General features: G+C 53.5%; 19 protein-coding genes and 2 pseudogenes. 12 read left to right on the forward strand and 9 right to left on the reverse strand.

Annotation, left to right across the window (positions count from 1 at the left end):
• Positions 1-47 precede the first annotated feature (47 nt).
• A complete protein-coding gene (locus CW267_RS03940; protein WP_100781040.1) occupies positions 48-317 on the reverse strand; it encodes a DUF1161 domain-containing protein in 270 nt (89 codons plus the stop codon).
• A gap of 101 nt (positions 318-418) precedes the next feature.
• Between CW267_RS03940 and CW267_RS03945 the strand changes: the two genes are divergently transcribed.
• On the forward strand, positions 419-1,129 hold the full coding sequence (locus CW267_RS03945; protein WP_008805013.1) for a YnfC family lipoprotein: 711 nt from the start codon (positions 419-421) through the stop codon (positions 1,127-1,129).
• On the opposite strand, the gene speG is transcribed toward CW267_RS03945, so the two are convergent.
• Positions 1,123-1,683 (reverse strand): spermidine N1-acetyltransferase, encoded by a 561-nt coding sequence (speG, locus tag CW267_RS03950; RefSeq protein WP_008805012.1) that lies wholly within the window; start codon positions 1,681-1,683, stop codon positions 1,123-1,125. The two genes, CW267_RS03945 and speG, sit on opposite strands and share 7 nt — an antisense overlap.
• Before the next feature lie 78 nt (positions 1,684-1,761).
• A complete protein-coding gene (locus tag CW267_RS03955) occupies positions 1,762-2,103 on the reverse strand; it encodes a DUF1283 family protein (protein ID WP_004206035.1) in 342 nt (113 codons plus the stop codon).
• Between the two features lie 108 nt (positions 2,104-2,211).
• On the opposite strand from CW267_RS03955, the gene CW267_RS03960 reads away from it, so the two are divergent.
• The 4 genes from CW267_RS03960 to CW267_RS03975 all read left to right on the forward strand — a co-directional run bounded on the left by CW267_RS03960 (position 2,212) and on the right by CW267_RS03975 (position 6,420).
• Positions 2,212-2,574 (forward strand): YnfA family protein, encoded by a 363-nt coding sequence (locus tag CW267_RS03960; RefSeq protein ID WP_162493261.1) that lies wholly within the window; start codon positions 2,212-2,214, stop codon positions 2,572-2,574.
• A 114-nt stretch (positions 2,575-2,688) separates the two neighbouring features.
• Positions 2,689-3,972: an MFS transporter gene (locus tag CW267_RS03965; protein WP_032735518.1), complete on the forward strand. Its 1,284-nt coding sequence runs from the start codon at positions 2,689-2,691 to the stop codon at positions 3,970-3,972.
• Between the two features lie 286 nt (positions 3,973-4,258).
• Complete coding sequence (locus CW267_RS03970; RefSeq protein WP_048267884.1) at positions 4,259-5,722, forward strand: mannitol dehydrogenase family protein; 1,464 nt, start codon at positions 4,259-4,261, stop codon at positions 5,720-5,722.
• A 266-nt stretch (positions 5,723-5,988) separates the two neighbouring features.
• Complete coding sequence (locus CW267_RS03975) at positions 5,989-6,420, forward strand: universal stress protein (protein WP_008805007.1); 432 nt, start codon at positions 5,989-5,991, stop codon at positions 6,418-6,420.
• Between the two features lie 51 nt (positions 6,421-6,471).
• On the opposite strand, the gene CW267_RS03980 is transcribed toward CW267_RS03975, so the two are convergent.
• Positions 6,472-7,158: a GntR family transcriptional regulator gene (locus tag CW267_RS03980; RefSeq protein WP_008805006.1), complete on the reverse strand. Its 687-nt coding sequence runs from the start codon at positions 7,156-7,158 to the stop codon at positions 6,472-6,474.
• A 91-nt stretch (positions 7,159-7,249) separates the two neighbouring features.
• Positions 7,250-7,999 (reverse strand): bifunctional NADP-dependent 3-hydroxy acid dehydrogenase/3-hydroxypropionate dehydrogenase YdfG, encoded by a 750-nt coding sequence (gene ydfG, locus CW267_RS03985; protein ID WP_023322556.1) that lies wholly within the window; start codon positions 7,997-7,999, stop codon positions 7,250-7,252.
• A gap of 130 nt (positions 8,000-8,129) precedes the next feature.
• Here ydfG and dcp point away from each other — a divergent pair, with 130 nt between their 5' ends.
• Positions 8,130-10,175, forward strand: a complete 2,046-nt coding sequence (gene dcp, locus CW267_RS03990; RefSeq protein ID WP_100781039.1) for a peptidyl-dipeptidase Dcp — start codon at positions 8,130-8,132, stop codon at positions 10,173-10,175.
• A gap of 147 nt (positions 10,176-10,322) precedes the next feature.
• On the opposite strand, the gene CW267_RS03995 is transcribed toward dcp, so the two are convergent.
• On the reverse strand, positions 10,323-10,826 hold the full coding sequence (locus CW267_RS03995) for a tyrosine-type recombinase/integrase (protein WP_224347701.1): 504 nt from the start codon (positions 10,824-10,826) through the stop codon (positions 10,323-10,325).
• 145 nt (positions 10,827-10,971) lie between these two features.
• On the opposite strand from CW267_RS03995, the gene CW267_RS04000 reads away from it, so the two are divergent.
• From CW267_RS04000 to CW267_RS04025, 6 genes and pseudogenes are all read left to right on the forward strand, one after another.
• Positions 10,972-11,472 carry a hypothetical protein gene (locus tag CW267_RS04000; RefSeq protein WP_044649705.1) on the forward strand — a complete coding sequence of 167 codons (501 nt, stop codon included), beginning with the start codon at positions 10,972-10,974 and terminating at the stop codon, positions 11,470-11,472.
• A 41-nt stretch (positions 11,473-11,513) separates the two neighbouring features.
• Positions 11,514-11,639: pseudogene (locus CW267_RS04005) on the forward strand (DNA polymerase III subunit theta); the annotation flags it as partial.
• Between the two features lie 62 nt (positions 11,640-11,701).
• Positions 11,702-11,965: a hypothetical protein gene (locus CW267_RS04010; protein WP_023297562.1), complete on the forward strand. Its 264-nt coding sequence runs from the start codon at positions 11,702-11,704 to the stop codon at positions 11,963-11,965.
• A gap of 81 nt (positions 11,966-12,046) precedes the next feature.
• The gene (locus tag CW267_RS04015) at positions 12,047-12,367 is read left to right on the forward strand and encodes a TonB family protein (RefSeq protein WP_100781038.1); all 321 of its coding nucleotides are present in this window, start codon (positions 12,047-12,049) and stop codon (positions 12,365-12,367) included.
• 537 nt (positions 12,368-12,904) lie between these two features.
• A pseudogene (locus CW267_RS04020) lies at positions 12,905-13,504 on the forward strand (integrase core domain-containing protein).
• A 263-nt stretch (positions 13,505-13,767) separates the two neighbouring features.
• Positions 13,768-15,462 carry a thiamine pyrophosphate-binding protein gene (locus CW267_RS04025; protein WP_046881510.1) on the forward strand — a complete coding sequence of 565 codons (1,695 nt, stop codon included), beginning with the start codon at positions 13,768-13,770 and terminating at the stop codon, positions 15,460-15,462.
• On the opposite strand, the gene CW267_RS04030 is transcribed toward CW267_RS04025, so the two are convergent.
• The 3 genes from CW267_RS04030 to CW267_RS04040 all read right to left on the reverse strand — a co-directional run bounded on the left by CW267_RS04030 (position 15,459) and on the right by CW267_RS04040 (position 17,776).
• Positions 15,459-16,379 carry a LysR family transcriptional regulator gene (locus CW267_RS04030; RefSeq protein ID WP_044649701.1) on the reverse strand — a complete coding sequence of 307 codons (921 nt, stop codon included), beginning with the start codon at positions 16,377-16,379 and terminating at the stop codon, positions 15,459-15,461. The genes CW267_RS04025 and CW267_RS04030 overlap by 4 nt on opposite strands.
• Before the next feature lie 67 nt (positions 16,380-16,446).
• Positions 16,447-17,079, reverse strand: a complete 633-nt coding sequence (locus tag CW267_RS04035; RefSeq protein WP_100781037.1) for a histidine phosphatase family protein — start codon at positions 17,077-17,079, stop codon at positions 16,447-16,449.
• A 292-nt stretch (positions 17,080-17,371) separates the two neighbouring features.
• Positions 17,372-17,776 (reverse strand): carboxymuconolactone decarboxylase family protein, encoded by a 405-nt coding sequence (locus CW267_RS04040; protein WP_008805000.1) that lies wholly within the window; start codon positions 17,774-17,776, stop codon positions 17,372-17,374.
• Positions 17,777-17,851: the final 75 nt, after the last annotated feature.

Consider the following 17,851-nt stretch of genomic DNA (forward strand, 5'->3'; position numbering starts at 1 on the left):
CCTGGTCAATGCAGGGATAAGATCTTTCATTTGAAACCGAAGTGGGCTTACTGAGCGTCGTTTTCGGCGGGACTGTCGCTGTTACGCGTATAGGTGATTTTGAAGGTGTCATTGGCGCAATGACCTACCACCTGAACCCCGGGCTGGTCTGCCTGATCGTTTGGCACAATGGCCAGGTTGAAGGCGGTTTCCGGTACGCCATTGTTGATGATCTTCTGCTGGATGTCGCTTTTGACCCGTTCACAAGAGTCGGGGGCCGCCAGCACGGCCGTGGAGCACAGCAGTAGCGCAGCGCCTGTCCAGAGGGATAGTTTCATCTTACACTCCTTATCGATGTTATCCAGAATTAAGCATAGCAGAACTGGTGTAAACAATTGTATTTGCTAATATGATCTGATGTACACAAAAGGAATCGCCTGTGAAAAGATTGTATTGGCTGATCCCGGCAGCGCTGCTGCTGACGGCGTGCGACCGCCAAAGCGCCCCGGAAGCCTTCACCCCGGAGATGGCGAGTTTTTCCAATGAGTTTGAGTTCGATCCGCTGCGCGGGCCGGTGAAAGATTTTAGCCAGACGCTATTGGATGAACACGATGTGGTGGTCAAGAAGGTGAGCGCTCAGCTGTCAAAAGAGGGATGTTTCGATCTGCTGACCCTGGAAGATGTGGAGAACAATACCGGCGCCACGCTGCTGCTGGATGCCAACTATTACGTCGATGGGCGCACCCACGAGAAGCGACTGCGCCTGCAGGGCAAGTGTCAGCTGGCAGAGATGCCCGCCACGGGGGTGAGTTGGGAGACGGATGATAACGGTTTTATTATTCGCGCCCGTGGCAAAGAGACCACCGCCACCTACCGCTATGACAGCGATGGCTATCCGCTGGGAAAAACCACCACCGCCAAAGAAGAGCAATTTACCGTCGCCTCCACGCCGTCGAAAGATCCGCGCAAGAAAATGGACTACACCGCCATCAGCACCTTCAACGAACGCACGCTGGGCACGGTACGCCAGACCTGCGACTACGATCGCCACGACAATCCGCTGAGCTGTGAGCTGCAGGTGATTGATGAAAGCGTGCAGCCGCCGCTGACACGCCATTACACCATCAAGAACCGCATTGATTATTACTGAGCCGTCGGCTTCAGCAGCGCCGGTCCTGGGGTTTTGTGTTCGGCCAGATACTGGTGCTGGAACAGACACATGCGAATGGTGTTGCGGTACTCGCCGTTAATGAAAAACTCATGGATGAGTTCACCCTCGACGATAAAGCCGAGCTTGCGGTAAATGTGGATCGCTTTTTCATTCTCTTTATCGACAATCAAATACAGCTTATACAGATTAAGAACCGTAAAACCGTAGTCCATGGCCAGCCGCGCCGCGCGAGTGGCAAGGCCTTTTCCCTGGAAGTCCGGTGAGATAATGATCTGGAACTCGGCCCGCCGATGAACATGGTTGATTTCAACCAGCTCTACCAGCCCGGCTTTATCGCCATTGCATTCGATGACAAAGCGACGCTCACTTTGATCATGGATATGTTTGTCGTACAGATCGGAGAGCTCAACGAAGGCCTCGTACGGCTCTTCAAACCAGTAGCGCATGACGCTGGCGTTGTTATCGAGCTGGTGGACAAAGCGCAAATCTTCCCGTTCGAGGGGGCGAAGTTTGACGTGTAGCGCGTCGGTCATGGGTAATCCTGTGGTTAAAGCTGAACAGAGCGTTGTGAAAGGCGGCGCCCGCAGGCGCCAGCGTTGACAGGAAGCGGATCAGGGATTGATTGCCCGGCCGGTGCGGCGGTCAAGGCAGCGCAGGGTGTTCGGCTCCCAGTAGGCATTGACGTTGGCGCTCTTCTGGCAGTTATCCTGCGCGTCGAAGGCGACATCGGTTTTGTCCCACTCTTTTTCCGCCCGTTTATTGACCTTCTGGCGCAGGCTGCGGGTGTCGTTCCATTGCTCTTTTTCCATCGACGCCTGCTGACGGCTTTGCGCGCTGTCGCCAGATTCAATCACCAGCCGGTCGGTGGCGGCGAAGGAGCTGGAGGTATAGACCACGGCGCTCAACGCCAGAATGGCGGTCAGGCACCAGCGTTTGTTCAGTGTCATGTTCATCACGATTTCCTTTAAGTGATAGGTTAACCCTCAGGCTAAGTTTACTACAGCTCTTTTGCCGGGCATAGCCGACAAAACAGCGTGGGGCAGAAGCCATTATCGCGTAGAATGGTTCAACGCTTTGTCTCATTTACGAATCTTTTAATGCTCAAAACAACGCTCCTGTTCTTTGCCACCGCCCTGTGCGAAATCATCGGCTGCTATCTGCCGTGGCTATGGTTAAAGCGCGGGGCCACGCCGCTGCTGTTGATCCCCACCGGCCTGGCGCTGGCGCTGTTTGTCTGGCTCCTGACGCTCCATCCTGCCGCCAGCGGGCGGGTCTATGCCGCCTACGGTGGGGTGTACGTCTGTACCGCCTTGCTCTGGCTGCGGGTCGTGGATGGCGTCAAGCTCAGCCATTACGACTGGGCCGGGGCGATCATCGCCCTGTGCGGCATGCTGATCATCGTAGCGGGCTGGGGGCGGGCCTGAGCTCGCCTTGTGTGATCGCTGCCACTTTTTTAAACCTTAATTCTTGTATGGTAGTCGACCTGTTGCCTTACTTATCAGACATTCTCTTTTGTTATGACTCTGTAAGGAACAACGATGGCTATCGAGACACTTGCCGCCCGGACGGGGGCGACGCCGCTGCGTATCCGTCGGGTGCAGAAGATCACCCTGACGCTGCTGTTTATCGCCGGTATCGTCAACTTTCTTGACCGCTCTTCGCTGAGCGTCGCCGGGGAGGCGATACGCGCCGACCTGGGACTCAGCGCCACCGAGTTTGGGGTGCTGCTCTCCGCCTTTTCGCTCTCCTACGGCTTCGCACAATTGCCGTCGGGAATATTGCTGGATCGCGTTGGACCGCGCATTGTGCTCGGCGCCGGACTGATTTTCTGGTCCGCAATGCAGGCCCTGACCGGGATGGTCAATTCGTTCTCGCATTTTATTCTGCTGCGCATTGGCCTCGGGATTGGTGAAGCGCCATTTATGCCCGCCGGTGTGAAATCAATCAATGACTGGTATGCGCAAAGAGAGCGCGGTACGGCGGTGGGGATATTTAACTCCTCGACGGTGCTGGGGCAGGCCATTGCGCCACCGGCTCTGGTTATTATGCAACTGGCCTGGGGCTGGCGAACGATGTTTGTGGTGATTGGCTTAGCCGGTATCCTGGTCGGTCTGTGCTGGTATGTGGGCTACCGAAATCGCCGGCACTTCACCCTTCAGGAAGAGGAGCAGCAGTATCTGGCCAGCGAGGAGGTGGCCCGCCCGGCGCTGAAATTTAGCGAATGGCTGGCTCTGTTTAAACGGCGCACCACCTGGGGGATGATTCTGGGCTTTTCCGGTGTGAACTACACCGGCTGGCTGTATATCGCCTGGTTGCCCGGCTATTTGCAGGCACAGCAGGGGTTAAGCCTGGCCCGTACCGGCTGGGTGGCGGCGATCCCGTTCCTTGCGGCGGCGGTGGGGATGTGGGTCAATGGCCTGGTGGTCGATGCCCTGGCGCGCAGAGGTTACGATCTGGCGAAAACCCGGAAAATGGCGATCGTGATCGGTCTGGTGCTGTCGGCCCTGGGCACCCTGCTGGTGGTGCAATCCTCCACGCCGACCCAGGCGGTGGCTTTTATCTCCATGGCGCTGTTTTGCGTCCATTTTGCCGGGACGTCGGCCTGGGGGCTGGTGCAGGTATTGGTGGCAGAGCATAAAGTGGCTTCGGTGGCAGCGATCCAGAACTTTGGCAGCTTTGTGTTTGCCTCCTTTGCGCCGATCGTCACCGGGTGGGTGGTGGATACCACTCATTCTTTTAATCTGGCGCTGGTGATCGCCGCCGGCGTGACCTTCACCGGGGCGTTGTGCTACTTCTTTATCGTTAAAACCCGTATCGACTAACCGCCAGACCGGACTGCCGGTTAAGTGACAGGCCCGCAGGGACGCGTGGCCGGTGTGTCATTCGTCGACTTCTTTTATTTCCTCGCGGCGCCTGTTTCCCATTCCATCAGCGATGATCTTGTGACGGTTCACTCCCGGCAGCGAACCGGTCATATCTTCTTGTATGGTAGTTGACAGAAATCAAAGATGTTATACCAATTGCGTGCGATGGTTGGGACACAAAGGCATTCTCCTCGAGAGTTCTCCCCGAGAATGGTTGATGAGACACATAACAACGAGAGTCATCATGGAAAACACCCTTTTAACCGCCAACGCCATGCTGCCAGGCTACGATCGCAGCGCGCTGATCCCCCGTATCGTGCACCTTGGTTTTGGCGCATTCCACCGCGCCCATCAGGCGGTATATGCCGATATTCTTGCCAGTGAACATGGCAGCGACTGGGGCTATACCGAAGTCAATCTCATCGGCGGCGAGCAGCAGATCGCCGACCTCCGCCAGCAGGATCGGCTGTACACTGTGGCCGAAATGTCCGCCGACGCCTGGACCGCACGCGTGGTTGGGGTGGTGAAGCAGGCGCTGCACGCCCAGGTTGATGGCCTCGACGCGGTGCTGGCGGCGATGTGTGAGCCTCAGGTAGCCATTGTCTCCCTGACCATTACCGAGAAAGGTTATTGTCATTCGCCGGCCAGCGGCGAGCTGCAGCTCGATCACCCGCTGATCGTCGCCGATCTGCACAACCCGCACCAGCCAAAATCGGCGCCGGGCGTGGTGGTGGAGGCTCTGGCTCGCCGTCGGGCGGCAGGCTTGCCGGCTTTTACCGTGATGTCCTGCGACAACATGCCGGAAAACGGTCACGTGATGCGCAATGTCGTCTGCGCCTACGCCCGGGCGCTGGACGCGGAGCTGGCGGCCTGGATTGAACAGAACGTCACCTTCCCATCGACCATGGTGGACCGCATTGTCCCGGCCGTTACCGCGGAAACCCTCGATAAAATTGAGCAACTGACCGGCGTGCGCGACCCGGCCGGGGTGGCCTGCGAACCTTTCCGTCAGTGGGTGATTGAGGATAACTTTGTTGCCGGACGTCCGCAGTGGGAAAAAGCGGGAGCGGAACTGGTCGCCGATGTAGTGCCTTTTGAAGAGATGAAGCTGAGGATGCTCAACGGTAGCCACTCGTTCCTGGCGTACCTGGGCTATCTGGCCGGTTATCAGCACATCAACGACTGTATGCAGGATGACAACTACCGCCGCGCGGCGCTGGCGCTGATGCTGGACGAACAGGCGCCGACGCTGAAAGTGCAGGGGGTGGATCTTCCGCGCTATGCCAGTCTGCTAATTGACCGCTACTGCAATCCGGCGCTGAAGCACCGTACCTGGCAGATAGCCATGGACGGCAGCCAGAAGTTGCCGCAGCGCATGCTGGACTCCGTACGCTGGCATCTGGCGCACCAGCAAGATTTCACGCTGCTGGCGCTCGGTGTGGCGGGCTGGATGCGCTATGTCGGCGGCGTTGACGATGCCGGCCAGGCGATTGAGATTTGCGATCCGCTGTTGCCGGTTATCCAACAGGCGGTGGCGGCCAGCGCCGAGGGTGAAGCGCGGGTGAAAGCGCTGCTGGGTATTGAGGCGATCTTCGGCCTGGCGTTGCCGCAGGAGCCCCGTTTCGTCTCGGCGGTGACCCGCGCCTATCTGGCGCTGCAGCGGCAGGGGGCCAAAGCCACTGTCGCCGCGTGGGCTGCCGAGCAATAATCCGCTTCCGGTGTCGGCCTCGTCGTCGGCACCGGCTATTTTGTTATCTCTGCCACCTTCCGCTGATATTTCTTTTTTTTGCTGTCGATCGGTTTTGGCGCGCTGAAAAGATGATCGAACGCAATGTCTATACATAACTCTATATTTCCCTGATTTACTAAAGATAATTAGCTGTTATTTTTCCGAATAATGGCTGGTAATTTACTGCCATAATGGCATAGTTAAGTCATTGAAAAAGAACTTTCTCTGGAAAAGGAGTACGGGCCATGTATAAAAAAATTTTATTGCCTGTTGATGTCTTTGAAATGGATTTAAGCGATAAAGCTGTGCGTCACGCGGAATTCCTCGCCACTGCAGAAAACGGTGAAATCACATTGCTCAACGTTCTGCCGAACAGCAGTCGTTCACTATTACGCGGCTTTACGGCGGATATTCGTAAATTTGAAGCCTATATGAAAGAAGAGTCGGAGAAAAAGATGCGCGAGGTGGCGCGACTGTTCGACATCCCGATGTCGCGGATCCATACCCGGGTGGTCTTTGGTAACGTGCGCGACGAAATTCTGGCTATCAGTAATAACGAAGAGTTCGATGTGATAGTGGTTGGCTCCCGCAAACCGGGCATCTCCACCCATCTGCTGGGCTCCAACGCCGAGTCGATTCTGCGCTACGCCAAAACGCCGGTGCTGGTCGTCCGTTAATCCCCTCAATGACGACGGCTGCGTCAGCCACCCTGGGCAGCCGTCTGACCATTAATCTTCGCTAAACCAGTCGCGGTTCTCCTGGCGGATCAGTAACACGGACTCGCTGATTTCATGCAGATGGACATTCATTGCCTGCTCTACTGCCTCCGCGTCGCGTTTTTCCAGCGCGGTGAAAATCTCATGGTGCTGACGCAGGAGCATCTCCGGCGAGGTGATATGGTCCAGGCTCATATAGCGCACGCGGTCGATGGCGGCTTTAATATTTTCCACCGTATCCCATGCCAGCTGACAATCGGCAATGATCGACAGCTTCTGGTGAAACTCATCATCAAGCAGGAAAAAGTCGTTTGATTGTTGTCTGTCGACGGCAATACGCTGCTGATGGAGATTCTGCTCCAGCTGATAAACCTGCTCATCGTTAATCATGCCGGCGGCGCGGCGGACCACCGCGCACTCAATCGCCTGGCGGACAAAGCAACCATTGCGCACCTGCGACAAGGAAATTTTATTGACGTAGCTGCCGCGCTGGGGACGTATCTGGATAAGCCCATTTTCCGCCAGCTTGATGAAGGCCTCGCGCACCGGCTGACGCGACACATCGAAACGCACGGAGACTTCTTTCTCAGACAGCGGTGTGCCAGGCGGGATCAGGCAGTGAACGATATCCCGGCGGAGGATGCGATAAATTTGCTGATTAACGGGTTGCGTCGGATTCAGTTGCGATTCTGCGGCCATTGATGATTACTTTTTAAGGGATTATGCGCACTATTTTACGCGTTTTTTGCGGTTCCGCCCATACCCGGCCCGCAGGCCGGGTGGCTGACGGTTAGCCCTGGCGGTGAACGCTGAGTCCGGCAAAACTCTGGCTCACCGGCATCATCTCCAGGGTGTTGATGTTGACGTGCTTCGGCAGGGTGGCCACCCACCAGACCGCCTCGGTCACATCTTCCGGCGTCAGGGCTTCGGTGTTCTCATAAGTTTTCCCGGCCTTGGCGTCATCACCTTTAAAGCGGACGTTGGAAAACTCGGTGCCACCCACCAGACCCGGCTCGATGTCGGTGACGCGCACGGCGGTGCCGTGCAGGTCGGTGCGTAGATTCAGACTGAACTGACGGACGAAGGCTTTGGTCGCCCCATAGACGTTGCCCCCGGCATAAGGCCAGCTGCCTGCCGTGGAGCCGATGTTAATGATATGCCCGCGATTGCGCTCCACCATACCCGGCAGGACCGCGCGGGTCATGTACACCAGCCCTTTATTATTGGTGTCGATCATATCTTCCCAGTCTTCCACGCTGGCGCGGTGCGCCGGCTCCAGACCCAGCGCCAGACCGGCGTTATTCACCAGGACGTCAATCGCCTGCCACTCGGCGGGCAGATCGGCAATCAGCGTCTCAATGGCGGCGCGGTTACGGACGTCAAGCTGGGCGATAAAAAGGTTATCACCGAGGTCGTCTTTCAGCGTCTTCAGGCGCTCTTCACGACGTCCGGTGGCAATCACTTTATGGCCGTTAGCGACGAAACGGCGAGTAATACTTTCACCAAAACCGGCGGTGGCACCGGTAACCATGATAATCATCTTACTGTTCCTCAACGCTTTTTGTGTTTTCATACCATAGCACGCACAGACGGCGACCGGTAACGGAAATCATTGCGACCCCTTAAGGATAAGCCTAATCTTACAGGATTAGCCTGTGCAGGAGAGAAAGATGTCTGAACAAAATCCCTTTTTTAGCGTCAGTTTGCTGCCTTACCAGGCACCCCCGTTTGATCTCATCCTGGACTGCCACTATCGCCCGGCGTTTGATGAGGGTATCCGGCAGCAGCGCGCGGAGATCCGCGCGATAATCGACAACCCGGAGCCGGCGAATTTTGCCAACACGCTTGAGGCCCTTGAACAGAGCGGACAGCTGCTGGCTCGAGTGACGCGGGTCTTTTTCGCCATGGCTGGCGCCCACACCAACCCGTTCATCCAGTCTCTGGATGAAGAATTTTCTGCTGAGCTCGCCGAGCTGGGGAATGACATCTGGCTTAACGAGGCCTTATTTCAGCGAGTGAACAGCGTCTATGAGCAGCGTGACGCGCTGGCGTTAGACAGCGAATCTCATCGTCTCCTGACCCTCACCTGGCAACGTTTTGTCCATGCCGGGGCGACGCTGGCGCCGGCGCAGAAGGCGGTGCTGCGCACGCTGAACACCGAAGCGGCGACCCTGCAAAGTCAGTTCCAGCAGCGGCTGCTGGGGGCGGCCAAAAGCGGTGGACTGGTGGTTGATTACCGACATCAACTGGATGGCCTGGCGGATGAGGAGATAGCGGCGGCCGCCGACGCGGCGCGGGAAAAAGGGCTCAGTGACTGCTGGCTGCTGACGCTGACCAATACCACCCAGCAGCCGCCGCTGCTCTCTTTGCGCGACCGACAGACGCGGGAGAATCTCTTTGCCGCCGGCTGGACGCGCAATCAGCAGGGCGATGAGCATGATACACGTCGCCTGGTGCTGCGACTGGCGGCGATCCGCGCGCAGCAGGGGGAACTGCTGGGCGCGGCCGATTACGCCAGCTGGGCGCTGACCGATCAAATGGCAGCCTCTCCGGCGGAGGCATTAACTTTTATGCGCCGGATCGCGCCGGCAGCGCGGGCGCGGGCGGAACGAGAGCTGGCTGACATCCAGCAGGTGATTGACAACGAGGGCGGGACGTTTCGCGCCGCAGCATGGGACTGGCTCTATTACAGCGAACAGGTGCGGCGAGCTGCCTTTGCCATTGATGATGCGCAGCTTAAACCCTATTTTGCTCTCGAGCGCGTGCTGCAGGATGGCGTCTTCTGGACGGCCACGCAGCTCTTTGGCCTCCGCTTTGTCGAGCGCTTCGATATCCCCGTCTATCACCCGGATGTTCGGGTCTGGGAGATCTTCGATCACAACGGAGAAGGGATGGCGCTGTTTTACGGTGACTACTACGCACGCGACTCAAAAAGCGGCGGCGCCTGGATGGATGTGTTTGTCGAACAGTCTACCCTGCGGGAGCAGCGACCGGTTATCTACAATGTCTGCAACTACGCCCGGCCGCAGGCAGGGCAGAGCGCGCTGTTGTCGTGGGATGAGGTGATCACTCTGTTCCATGAGTTTGGCCATACCCTGCATGGGCTGTTCGCCAGCCAGCGTTACGCCAGTCTCTCCGGAACCAATACCCCGCGCGATTTTGTCGAATTTCCTTCGCAGATCTTCGAACACTGGGCCAGCCAGCCGCAGGTGTTTGCCCACTACGCGAAGCACTACCAGTCCGGGGAGCCGATGCCGGAGGCGCTACGCGACAATATGTTGCGTGCGGCAACCTTCAATAAAGGGTACGACATGAGCGAGCTGTTGGCTGCTGCGTTACTCGATATGCGCTGGCATAGCCTGTCGACCTCGGCAATACCGGAGGACGTGGAAGGGTTTGAGCAGAAGATATTGCAGGAAGAACACCTGGATCTGGCGGCCGTTCCGCCGCGCTATCGCAGCAGCTATTTCTCCCATATCTTTGGCGGCGGCTATGCGGCAGGCTATTACGCCTATCTGTGGACCCAGATGCTGGCCGACGACGGCTATCAGTGGTTCGTGGAGCAGGGCGGTTTGACCCGTGAGAACGGTCAGCGCTTCCGGGAAGCGATTCTGTCGCGCGGCAATAGCACTGATTTAGCTGAACTTTATCGCCAGTGGCGCGGGCACGATCCACAGATTGAGCCGATGCTGAAAAATCGCGGGTTGAATGCGTAGGGCCATTTCGGGCTGACAAGATAACCGGGCGCGATGCCCGGTTTTTTCGATTGTTTCTTCCCCAAAATCCCTCCAAAACTTTTCCCCAAAAAGAATCTTTAAATTTTGCTAAATTTGCCTGGGGGTACGGCCCAATTTTTCACGTAGCTACACCTTTACTTTCACCCAATCGAGACCCCGATCGTTGTGATACTGTGCTGTCATTTTTTCTGATGAGTGTCCTAACAGCTGTTGGGTATTGATTCCCTGTGCCTCATACAGACGTTCGGACAGTGAGCGCTGCTCATGGAAAGTAGGTATTGTTTTCCCTCTTTCAATGGAAAGGTTGGTGCTATCCACTGCGAGTTTGAAGGAAACGCTAAGGCTGTTCTCGCCAACCTGATCGCTGGCTTTTACTTTCCCGCTGGACGTTACGTGGTGAAGAAGCCACGGGCTAACAACCCGATCCCTACAGCGCTTGATCACTTGTGCCAGGCTAATGTCCAGCACCTCACTGCGCAAATTGAGTGGAATAGCAAGTTTCACACCTGTCTTTCGCTGCTTAACGTGCAGGTATTGCCGATTGGGGCGCGCATGGGTCTGACGTAGTAACAGCGTGGAACTATCAGCAAGACCGCATTGATGCGCTGGTAGAGGCGTTGGAGAAGGCACAGTATCTGATGCCCATCGACGACGACTTCAGCAATGAAGACGAGCACGAGAAGTAACGGGAGCATGCTTAAATCCCCCGCAAAACGCAAAGCCGCGCAGTGATGTATACTCCCTTCACAAACTGAGGGGAGTTTTTGGAGTAATTATGAATTGGGAATTTACTAGTGCCGACTGGAACATGGCTATTGCAGCAGTTACGGCATTTGGTGGCTTGGCTGCGGCATATGCAGCATTCTTAAGTAGACAGACAGCAACGAAATCTCTTCAACTGCAAAGCAGAATGAATGCTTATGAGTCATTAAAGAACTGTGCAGAGAGGGCTAATGGATATGCCAAAGGGAAGCAAGGTTCTGATTGGACATTCCATGATGGAGCAAACATTGTTAGAAGCCTGCGACAGGCGATGAAAATAATACAAGATTATAGTGAGTACAGTGATAACAAGGAAAGGGAAGAATTAAAAGAATACTTTATAAATCAAATTAATATGGAACTATTCGAAGAGCTGAATCATAACGATGCTCCTAGAGCTTTATTTAAGGGAAAAGGAGATTGGGACGCTGCAGTTGAGCTTAAAGATCATTGGGATGATGCCATTAATTTTTTCAGCCTAATGATAGCGACGGATGCTGATCTGGCAGATTGAAGAATTGAAAGATAACTGCATCTACATCAGAGATATAGCCTATGTCAAAGCATAACATCGCAACAAAAACCAAGGACGAGCAGGATAAGGTCAACGTCGACCTCGTGGCTTCCGGCGTCGCCTACAAAGATCGCATGAACATGCCGGTTGTCGCCGAAGAAGTAGCGATAATCAGGTAGGGAAGGGCGTTTTATAATTTCGAGTGAGGAAGTACAGGGGAGGAAAAATCATGCTAGATCTTGAAGGCATTTATAAAAATGTAAGTGTGGAAGATGTTCTTCTGTATTTTTCACCTATTACTCCATATCCTAGCATCGACCGTATGTATGTTAGGTATAACTTTGATGCTGTTGCTAATGGTGAGTTACTAAGGACTCATGAGAGACTGTTCAAGGAAGGAAAACTAAAACATACAGGTCAACCTCTTCCCGATAAAGGCCCTAACTGGAGAGAACCTGAATTTGTCAAGGAAAAACGGTATGGGGTTAAATAAAATATCGTGCAACTAAACGCCCAGGAACTCTCAACTTCCAGTAGCCTATGGATACAAGGAAAACAAAAGTTGGTATCGTTTATGAAAAAAACATTACCTCTGGTTTGTGCTGTTCTAATATCAAATGTAGCGTTTGCTGTTGAAAATAAAGAAGAAATATCGCCTGTGCGCATAAGTTGCCCTTTCCCTTATTATCCAGCTTCTGCTATGGCTAATAAGATTAGCGGTACTGTAACATATTTTGCCACAGTAAATGAAAAAGGGGAGGTTACTTCTGTTGAGACAACCGGTACTGAGATCTTTTTTAGAGAAACTAGATCAGCAATCAGGCAATGCAAGTTTGAGCCAGGAAGACCGGGCATTGCCCGTGGAACCATAAGATTTAGGCCGTCTCAACCGTAAGTGCTCCTGATAAATTACGGGTTACTGAGTTAACTGTTGAGTCTGCCAACGAGCCAGCCATCGTTAGGCCAGTCTTGGTTTTGACGTTGTTCAACATAAGTATGACGGGAAAATATATGCAATTGCTATCGGGGCATCATCAGATTCAGTACAGATTAATGCTCTTATTGACAGGTTAAAACCTCAACCTATACCCGAAAGTTTGCTTATCAAAGGCGACCCTCCTGATCAAAAATAAATTATAATCCCCTCAACATTAGAGGGGGGGTTATATCACTGTGGAAAATTGCAGACAAAACTAAAGACGAGCAGACCAAGGTCACGACGTTCTCGACGCTTTCGATGTTGCATACATAGCGAGATTGAAGAGAAAGTTAAGGGGCATATAACTCCACAGTTGATCCAAGGAGTGAGCGTAACATAATGTCTGGAGGGGATAATGGTTCAAGAGATATAAGTGTAAGCATCCCGGTAAACCGGACCATTCACATTTAGAGATCTTCCGGCATACTGAATATATCCTTGGAGGAGATCGCCATGCGCAAAGCCCGATTCACCGAACACCAGATCATCGCTGTTCTGAAGTCTGTCGAAGCCGGACGTACCGTTAAGGATGTCTGCCGCGAAGCCGGTATTTCCGAAGCCAGCTATTATAACTGGAAAGCGAAGTTCGGCGGTATGGAAGCCTCTGATATCAAAAAGATGAAGGACCTTGAGGATGAAAACCGCCGGCTGAAACAGATGTTTGCGGACCTGAGCCTCGAATGCCGCGCCCTGAAAGACGTTATTGAAAAAAAGCTTTAAAACTAGCGATAACGCGTGAACTGGTCAGCTATCTGACCGCACAGTTTGCCATGAGCTAACGTCAGGCATGCAGGACATGATGTGATGCTGGAATTTATCAGGCCCGGCAAGCCAACACAGAATGCCTTTATCGAACGATTCAACCGGATGTACCGGACAGAAATACTGGATTTTTATCTGTTCAGAACACTGAACGAAGCACGTGAAATGACAGAGCGCTGGCTGGCTGAATATAACAGCGAGCGCCCCCATGAATCCCTGAATAACCTGACGCCGGAAGAATACCGGCTGATGGCTGAAACCCCGGAAATCTCAAAAAGTGCGTGGAAATAAAACGGGTGCGCTTACACGGCGGCGAGATTCAGCGAATAGCAGACATCAGAGAGGGTTTCGATAATGTGGCTGGCTTTTATTGAGTGTCAGTGTCTCAGTCCGTTATAGCTTTCCATTTGCTAACGGACAGCGCATGACTTCCCATACCTAAAAGGGTATGGCTGGGCATCAATATAGTATTGGAAAGGGTGTTATGCCTGTTATTAAGATTGAATCACCCGCCAGACAGGGCGAAGGAATACGCAGACAGAGGTGATCAGTCTATGAGTAATGCAATAACTAAAGTCCAGAATGCCAATGCACGCCGCGGCGGTGATGTATTGTTAGAAGTTCTGGAAAGTGAAGGGGTGGAATATGTGTTTGGTAATCCAGGTACCACCGAACTGCCGTTTATGGATGCGCTGTTAAGAAAACCGTCAATTCAGTACGTGTTAGCTCTGCAGGAAGCGAGTGCAGTCGCCATGGCGGACGGTTATGCGCAGGCAGCAAAAAAACCAGGCTTTCTGAATCTGCATACTGCCGGTGGTTTAGGCCACGGCATGGGAAACCTGTTGAATGCAAAATGCTCACAGACACCGCTGGTGGTGACGGCGGGGCAGCAGGATTCACGCCACACGACAACCGACCCATTATTGTTGGGTGATCTGGTCGGTATGGGTAAAACGTTCGCGAAATGGTCGCAGGAGGTTACCCACGTTGATCAGCTACCGGTATTAGTTCGTCGGGCCTTCCACGATTCTGACGCTGCACCGAAAGGCTCCGTTTTCCTGTCGCTTCCGATGGATGTGATGGAGGCGATGAGTGCTATTGGCATTGGCGCGCCTTCTACTATCGACCGCAATGCAGTCGCAGGTTCATTACCTTTGCTGGCGAGTAAGCTAGCGGCATTTACTCCGGGTAACGTCGCACTGATTGCCGGCGACGAAATCTATCAAAGTGAAGCGGCCAATGAGGTTGTTGCTCTTGCTGAGATGCTTGCCGCTGACGTGTACGGTTCAACATGGCCGAACCGGATCCCCTACCCAACAGCACACCCTCTCTGGCGGGGCAATCTGTCCACGAAAGCGACGGAAATTAACCGAGCATTAAGCCAGTACGATGCTATTTTTGCCCTTGGCGGTAAGTCGCTTATCACTATTCTTTATACCGAAGGTCAGGCAGTGCCGGAGCAGTGCAAAGTGTTCCAGTTATCAGCCGATGCGGGCGACCTGGGACGCACCTACAGTAGTGAACTCTCAGTGGTTGGCGATATTAAATCATCGTTAAAGGTGCTACTTCCTGAACTGGAGAAAGCCACGGCAAACCATCGCCGTGATTATCAACGCCGTTTTGAAAAGGCGGTTTATGAGTTTAAATTGAGCAAAGAAAGTCTGCTCGGGCAGGTTCAGGAACAACAATCTGCTACGGTAATTACGCCGCTGGTGGCGGCGTTTGAGGCAGCAAGGGCGATCGGACCAGATGTGGCCATTGTTGACGAGGCGATTGCCACCAGCGGTTCGCTTCGCAAATCTCTCAACAGTCACCGCGCGGATCAATATGCCTTTTTACGCGGCGGTGGCCTGGGATGGGGAATGCCCGCGGCTGTCGGCTATTCACTCGGTTTGGGAAAAGCGCCTGTGGTGTGCTTTGTGGGAGACGGCGCGGCGATGTACTCCCCTCAGGCTCTCTGGACGGCCGCACATGAAAAACTGCCAGTCACCTTTATTGTCATGAATAATACGGAATATAACGTATTGAAAAACTTCATGCGTTCTCAGGCGGATTATACGTCGGCCCAAACAGATCGCTTCATCGCAATGGATTTGGTTAATCCGGCAGTGGATTATCAGGCACTGGGTGCATCGATGGGGCTGGAGACCCGAAAAGTTATCCGTGCCGGCGATATCGCCCCGGCCGTTGAGGCCGCACTGGCGAGTGGCAAGCCTAACGTGATCGAAATCATCATCAGTAAAAGTTAATCGTTAATCCGTCCGGCCTGTGCCGCATCCAGTTTATCCCTGATACTGCGGCACAGGTTCACAAAACCCGGTAAAGCCGGATTAGTGTTCTTTGCCGACCACATCAGCATATTCTCCACCATATTCGGATTTTCCAGCTTCCGGTAAACCACACCGCGTAATTGAGCATTCTCCATACTGGCGGGAATAAGCGCGACACCAACACCATGGGCCACAAAATTCATCACAGTCTGCTGCACGGAGGCTTCCAGACCTATTTGCGGACTAAATCCAGCTTTGAGGCACTGATGAAGGATGGAATCATAGAGCATCGGCGCGCTCTCGCGCGGAACCGTGATGAACGGGTCATCACAGAGTGATTCAAGCCTGAAATGCTCGTGTTGAACCTGGGGGTGGTTGGCAGGAAGGGCGGCAATGAGCGGCTCACGCAAGAGCACCAGTGAATGAATCCCCGGCGTGGCCGTCTCGGAGAAGCTGATTGCCGCGTCCAATCTGCCATCTTGTAATGCGGCGTGTAAATCAGAGGGGACCCTCTCCTGAAAATGCAATTCCACGTCGGAACAGGTATTCCTGTGCTGCATCGCAACATGCGGCACAACGCTATAGCTGGCATACATTGTTGCGCCTAATTTCAGAACCCCTTTCTGCCCTGATTCTATTGCCCGTACGTTATTACAGGCCTGCTCCAGCATTGCCAGCATCGCGCGGCAGTCCAGCAGAAATTGCTCCCCGGCAAGGGTTAAACTGACCCCTTTTGCGGCCCGGTTAAATAGCTTTGCACCGAGGATAGTTTCCAGCTGGGCTATTTGCCGGCTTAAGGGAGGCTGCGAAATATTAAGTTTACTGGCGGCTTTGCCAATGTTTCCGATTTCAGCAACAGTGCAAAAGTTAATCAACTGATTAAGGGTTGGTTTCATAAGCATTCCTGAAGCGGGTTCATATCTTCCAGGGTATCACTTGTTTGCCGCAGAGGGGCATATGAAATTAAGCGTTCTGGCGTTCGAGTTGAAGCAGGTGTGTGGCAATTCCCCATCTGATTGCCAGGCATTTCCCATCCCGGAAATCGAACACCGAGTAACTTGCATTAGGGTGAGCGTACCGCGAAAAATTATCAATAGTCCCTTCTTTAAGCACCGCCAGCACGCCCTGGCTGACTTGCCCGTGCGTGACAACACAGACGCGCTGATGTTCTGTGGTTTCTTGTAGGTTGTGTATGAAACCTGTTACTCGTCGGGTTGCTTGTGCTAATGACTCCCCCTCTGGTGGGCAATACTCAGCATCAAGTGTGAATAACGCATGCGCATCGTGGGGACGTTGTTGCATGAGCTGTGACGTTAACATACCTTCGAACTGGCCAAAGGCCTGTTCTTTGAGGGCCGGCTCAGCTATCAATGGGCAACGAAAACGGTCAGCCAGGTGCTGTCCCATTTGCCAGGCACGACCAAGCGGAGACGTGTAAACGCAGTCTACCCGGTAATCACTCGCTGCAAACGCGGCAAGTAAAGCTGATGTTTGGCGCTCCCCGCGGGGGGTTAACGCACTGTCACTCTGTCCCTGAATTATTCCTTTTATATTCCACTCTGTTTCCGCGTGTCGAACAAGTATCACTTGCATCATTAAATGGCCATGTATGTTGTTGATTTAAATTCTACCGTTTAGACAAATCCCTTTAATAGCGTGGGATTTTTAGCACTGGACGAAGACAGGTTCTGCCTCCCCGCTTTCCTTGTATCTGACAGCATGTAGTGATGAGATACCGTCTCTGAAATCGAGTTAGCCATCCCATTCCCTTAATCAGTGACGCCTGGTTAGGAATGTGCTGCAGACAATCCAAAAAACGCGCCAGGCAATGACCCGAGCCAGCACGCTTGTCAAATGGGATGGCTAGAATGGCAAACAGCGATTGTCTTCAGGACATTTTCGCTTCGACGTTTAACTCAGCATTTATAATATCGCGTATATTGACGAGTGCATTGCGCACCGCGGCGCCTCCTGCATAAAACAGTAATTGTAGGACAACCTCGATGATTTCTTCTCTGGTTGCCCCTGCATTTAGCGCTGCCTGAGCGTGTGCCCTCAATTGTGGAACCGTATGACCCAGAGTGACGCAGGAAGCAATGACAACCAGCTCCCGCGTTTTAGCATCCAGCCCCGGGCGTGCAAGGATGCCTCCCATAGCCCATTCGATCGAGATATCAGTAAAATCAGGGCACAAATCGGCCATGTCCTTTCGTAGTTCTTCTCCTGCGCCATTTCCATACAGCTCATTAAACAATCTCATTCCTCGCTCACGGAGCTCTGTATTGGTAATCATTTTTAACCCTCCTGCACTAAGTGAAAACAGATTAAAACCCGCTGGTGAAATTTGATAAACAGCGTTATGTTTTTA

This window comes from Klebsiella sp. X1-16S-Nf21 (assembly GCF_002837615.1).
Classification (GTDB): Bacteria; Pseudomonadota; Gammaproteobacteria; order Enterobacterales; family Enterobacteriaceae; genus Klebsiella; species Klebsiella variicola.